This is a genomic window from uncultured Pseudacidovorax sp., from assembly GCF_913773995.1.
Lineage (GTDB): Bacteria > Pseudomonadota > Gammaproteobacteria > Burkholderiales > Burkholderiaceae_C > Xenophilus.
Map to the genome: position 1 here is coordinate 1 of NZ_CAJYES010000102.1, position 5,221 is coordinate 5,221.

At 73.6% G+C, this 5,221-nt stretch carries 4 protein-coding genes; all 4 read right to left on the bottom strand.

The window, feature by feature from the left end:
- A partial coding sequence (locus QZ772_RS08805) for a PAS domain-containing protein (protein WP_295524824.1) occupies positions 1-849 on the bottom strand: 849 nt, incomplete at its 3' end.
- Between the two features lie 151 nt (positions 850-1,000).
- Entirely contained in the window at positions 1,001-1,648 is a 648-nt protein-coding gene (locus QZ772_RS08810) for a DUF2894 domain-containing protein (protein ID WP_295524826.1), read from the bottom strand.
- An 8-nt stretch (positions 1,649-1,656) separates the two neighbouring features.
- Complete coding sequence (locus tag QZ772_RS08815; RefSeq protein ID WP_295524831.1) at positions 1,657-2,316, bottom strand: OmpA family protein; 660 nt, start codon at positions 2,314-2,316, stop codon at positions 1,657-1,659.
- Between the two features lie 169 nt (positions 2,317-2,485).
- The gene (locus tag QZ772_RS08820; protein WP_295524829.1) at positions 2,486-5,155 is read right to left on the bottom strand and encodes a DUF802 domain-containing protein; all 2,670 of its coding nucleotides are present in this window, start codon (positions 5,153-5,155) and stop codon (positions 2,486-2,488) included.
- Positions 5,156-5,221 lie beyond the last annotated feature (66 nt).

Genomic DNA, 5,221 nt, shown 5'->3' on the forward strand with positions numbered 1-5,221 from the left:
CTCGCGCGCGTCGATGATGGCGTCCATCTCGGTGCAGATGCCGACCCAGGCCATGGCGCTGTCGGCCTCTCCCGCCACCGGGTGCGCGCGGGACAGCCACCAGCGGTAGCCGTCGCGAGGGCTGCGCATGCGGAACTCCGCCTCGTAGGGCATGCGAGCCTTCACCGCGCGCTGCCAGGCACCGGCGAGCGCCGGCAGGTCGTCCGGATGCACGAAATCGCCCCAGCCTTCATCCAGGAAGCGCTCGCGCGGCTGGCCACTGAAGGCCGTCCAACGCGGGCTGACGTAGCGCACCATGCCGGCGCGGTCGGCCGTCCACACGAAGCCCGGCAGCTCGTCGAGGATGCGCCGCTGCTGCTCGGCCTCGGCCGCGAGCTGCTGCTGCGCCAGAACGCGCGCGGTGGTCTCGGTGGTGAAGCAGAACACGCCGCGCACCACGTCGCCGTCGTAGATCGGCGAGTACGAGTACGACCACCAGGTCTGCTCTTCGCGCCCATAGCGCGCCATGGTGATCGGCACATCGACGAAGCGGCTGGCCTGGCCGGCCAGCGCCTGCTCCAGCGGGCCACGCACGGCCTCCCAGGCGTCGGACCACAGCACGGGCAGCGACTGGCCCAGCGCGCCATCCAGCCGCGGCCCCAGGATCGGCCGGTAGGCGTCGTTGAAGAAGAAGGTCAGCGCATCGCCCCAGACCAGGTACATGCTCTCGGGCGAATTGAGCATGAGCCCCAGCGCGTTGCGCAGCGCGCCCGGCCATTGCTCCGCGGGTCCGAGCGGTGTGGCGGCCCAGTCATGGGCCCGCACTGCCGCGCCCATGGCGCCGCCGTCGACAGGAAAGGGGGAATTCATCTGCGCTGTGCTTCAGTCAGGCGGGTTCGCCGACCGGGAGACGGCCATCGCCGCGATGGCCGAAAGCATTGTCGCGAAGTGTGAATGCAGCCTTGCCGAATGCCCCTGCGTGGCCGTTGCGTCCGACAGCCGCACGCTGGCGTCGGTGCACTCAACGGCCCCGCGCCGACTTGCGACGTGGTGTCGCGGCGCGGAGCTCGCCCTTGACGGGCGGCGGCGGGGGTGGCGTCTGCAGTTGCTCGATGGACAGCAGCGCGTCCACATGGCCGACGAAATGCTCCAGATAGCCCGGCGCCAGTTGCTGCATCAGGGCCAGGGCGCGATAGACCAGCTGGTGCGAATTCAACGGACCGGCCTGGGCCGGCACCTGGGCCGTCGCGTCGCGCAGGCGCTGCTGCGCCGACAGGCGCGACCAGGTGCCGCGAAAGCGCCGCAGCGCCTTGAGCTCCGGCGGCCGGGACTGGCCCTCGGCCGTCGCCAGCAGCGGCGGCCCGTCCTCGGGGGCGCTGCGGCCACGCTGCGCAAGGGCATCGGCCAGCTGGCCGAGGGCGCCGCGCGTCGCCGTCGCCGTCGCCGTCGCCGTCGCCGTCGCTTCGCTGGCCTGGCCCGGCCGTGCAGCCAGCCCGGCGGCATAGCGATCGAGGGCTGCCTCCAACCGGGGCACCAGCAGCTGCTGGATCCGCTGCGGCTGCCCGACGGTGCGCCGCGCCAGCGCTTCCATCGCGAGGAAGGCGGCGGGATCGGCCCGGTCCGACCCGTCTTCGCGCCAGGCGGCGAGGCGCGCCTGCAGTGCAGTCATCGCCGTCATCAGGGCTTGACCGCGGCCTTGCCGGCCTCGGTGCGGGCGGGCCGCGGCATGGGTGCCATCTCGACGCGACGGTTGCGGGCGCGGCCGTCGGCGTCGGCATTGGAGGCGACGGCCTGCTGCGAACCGAAGGCCGCGGCGAACACGGCATCGGCGGGAATGCCCTCGTCGATCAGCGCGCGGGTCACGGTCAGCGCCCGCTGCGCGGACAGCTCCCAGTTGTCGGCGAAGCGGCGACTGTCGCCGCGCACCTGCCGGTCGTCGGTGAAGCCGCTGACCATCAGGATCTCGCCGCGCTCGCGCAGGTAGCGGCCCAGCGGTCCGGCCAGGGTCTTGAGCAGCTGGCGGCCTTCGGGCTGCAGTTCGTCGGAGGCGAAGGCGAAGAGCACGCTGCCGCTGATGCCGATGCGCCCGTCCGCCAGCGTCACGCGGCCGGCGGCCAGCGGGCCGGCCAGGGCCTGCTCCAGCGTCTGCAGCCGGCGGGCGGCCTGCTCGCGCTGCTGCACCTCGGCCTTGAGGCGGTCGGCCAGCTCCATCTGCATGCCCAGCGCCGCGACGAGGATGAGCGCAAAGGCGCCCAGCACACCGGCCATCAGGTCGCCGAAGACGGCCCAGACCGGCACCGCCGGCTCGGCGCCGCCGTCGACGAGGTCGTCGTTCAGGGTTGCCATGGAACCGCTCCGTCGGATGCGCCTTGCTCCCTCCCCCCCTGGGGGAGGGCTGGGGTGGGAGCCTGCGGCGCCTCGATCAGCGCCTGCGTCGTGCTGGCCCCCATCCCTGCCTTCCCCCAGAGGGGGAAGGAGTTCCAACGCGACCCTCGCGCGGCGCCGGTCACGCAGCGGCCTCCACCCCGCGCTGGGCGGCCAGGTGCTGCAGGTCGTCGATGATCTGTTTCTGCGCGCCGATGCTCAGCTCGATCACCTCGCGCGCCTGGGCCACGTAGTAGTCCAACTGCTCGTCGCTGCGGGCGAGGGATTTGGTCAGCGCGGCTTCGATGCCCTTGAGCTGGGCCAGCAGCTCGCCATTGGCCTGGCCGAAGAGCTGCACGGCGCCGCCGAAGGCCTCGCCCAGGCTCGCCACTTCGACCGCGCTGGCGCCCAGTTGCGTGCCGGCTTCGTCCAGTCGCGCGGCCTGGGCGTCCAGCGCCTGGCCGAAGCGCTCGACCTGCGCCTGCAGGGTCTCGCCGAACTGGCCGCTGGCGCGCTCCATGACGCCTGCCGTGGTGTCCAACAGCGCGTCGATGGCGCCGCGCTGCTCGGTGGCCTGGCGGTTGAGGGCGTCCAGCAGCGTGCCCAGGGTCTGCATCAGGCGCTCGCGCTCGGCCAGCGTGGCCTGGTCGCGGGCCATGCTGTCGCTGATGCGCTCGCGCAGCTCGCCCATCACCTCTGCCGCGGCGCGTGGCGCCTCGGCGGCGGCCTGCACCAGCTGGCCGATCTCGGCCAGGGTGCGCTGGGCCTGGGCCTCCATCTGGGTGCTCATGTCGGTGGCGGTGCGGGCCAGGGCGGCGCCGGCCTCGCGCAACTGGCCGGTGGCCTGCTTGCCAGCGGCTTCCCACTGCGTGCGCAGAGTGGCGACGGTGGCTTCCAGCGCGCCGGTCCAGGCGGCCTGGCGTTCGGCCTCCTGGGCGGCGCCCTGCTCGATCTGCGCCAGCGTACGCCCGGCCTGGGCCTGGGCCGTGCTGCCGATGTCGATGGCAGCCTGGCGCAGCTGTTCGCCCACCTGCTGCCACTGGCCCACGGCCTCGCCGGTGGCGCGCTGCAGCTCGGCGGATGCGGCCCGGCCGGCCTGCAGCCACTGGTCGGCGGCGGCGCTGCCGGTCTGCTGCCATTGCTCGCGCAGGTTGGCGGCGAGCGTTTCGAGATGCGCGCGCCAGTCGGCCAGCCGGCTTTCGTCGGCGGCGGCGCGGTGGTCCAGATCGGCCAGCAGGCGCTGGGCCTGGGCTTCGGCACCGGCGGTGATGTCGCGCACGCTGCGCGACAGGGTCTCGCCGACGGACTGCCATTCGCCGGTGGCCTGGGCCCCGGCCTGCTGCCATTGCTGACGCAGTTCCTCGGCCAGGCTGCGCAGCGCACCGGTCCAGGCGGCCAGGCGGGTGTCGTCGTGGGCGGCGAGGCGGCTTTGCAGTTCGGTGTGGGCCGATTCGACGCCTTCACGGAGGGCGGCGGCCTGGCTGGCGAAGCCTTCGGCGGCGCGCTTCAGCGCGGCCTCGTGGCGCACGGCCATCTGTTCGGCACCGGCGGCCTGCTGGGACAGGGCCTCGGCCCAGCGTTGGCCCAGCACCTCGGACTGGCGGTCCAGCCGGGCGGCCAGGTCATCGGCCAGCGCCTGGCTGTGCTGCTGCGTGTGCTGGGTGAAGCGGGTCAGCGCCTCGTCCAGCGCCGCATCGCGCTGCTGGGCATGGCCGGTGAAGCGGGCCAGCGCCTCGTCGAAGGCGCGGCTGCCCGTGGCCTGCGCGGCCTGCTGTTCGGCCAGGGCGCTGCGCCACAGGCCGGCGACTTCGGTGGTGGCCTGGCCGAAGCGCTCCGCCACGCCGTCGAGCTGGCGGCGCACCTGCTCGGCCATGGCGGCCTGCAGGCGGCCGCTTTCCTGGGCCAGGCCGGCCAGCGTGGCCTCGATGGCGGGCTGGATGGCGGCGCCGCTCAGGCGCGCGCCCTCGGCCACGCTCTCCTTGAGGCTGCGCTCGACCGAGGCGGCCAGTGCGACATAGGCCGATTCGGCCTGGGTGTGGAAGCGGGTCTGGTCGGCGGTGAGCCGCTCGTTCAGGGCCTGCTGCTGGCGCTCCAGTGCCTCCATGCTGGCCTGCAGCCGCTCGACCAGCGTGGGCAGAAGGCCGGCTTGCTGTTCCATCAGCTTGAACGAGGCTTCGCGGTGGTGCGTGGCCGAGAAAGCGCGCAGCGGGCCGGCGATGGCGGCGTCCAGCTGCTGGCCCACCTGCACCCGCTCGCGGCGGGCCAGGGCCGACATCAGGCCCAGCGCCGCCGAGGCGGCCACGCCGGCCACCGAGGTGCCGAAGGCCAGGCCCAGGCCACGCACCGGGGCCGACAGCGCATCGCGGATGCCCTGCAGCTCGGTCGCCCCAGTCAGTGCGGCGCCGGTGCCGTCCAGGGTGACGACCATGCCCATGAATGTGCCCAGCATGCCCAGCAGCACCAGCAGGCCGGTGATGTAGGGCGCGAGCGCAGGGCCGGGCAAGGCGACGCGGCCGCCTTCGATGCGCTGGCGCACAGCGCCCTGCAGCGCCGGCTCGACCGGGACCAGCCAGGCATGGCGGGCATCGGCCGGGGCGCTGCCGAGGCTGTCGAGCGCGCGGGCCAGTGCGCGGGTCGCGCGGTCGAAGCGCAGCAGCTCCACGCCACCCACCAGATAGAACACACCGATCAGCACCATCACCGCCAGCGCGAGCGGCTGGCGGCCCAGGTAGCCGGCGCCCACCCACAGCACGGCGGCCAGTCCGGCCGCGAACACCGCCCCTTGCAGGGCCTTGGCAATCAGTCTCGTCATTCGTCCTTGTTTCCTGGTGTGGCCACCGTCGGCGCGGCGGCGCCCGGTGGCCGGAGGGTTTCGAGC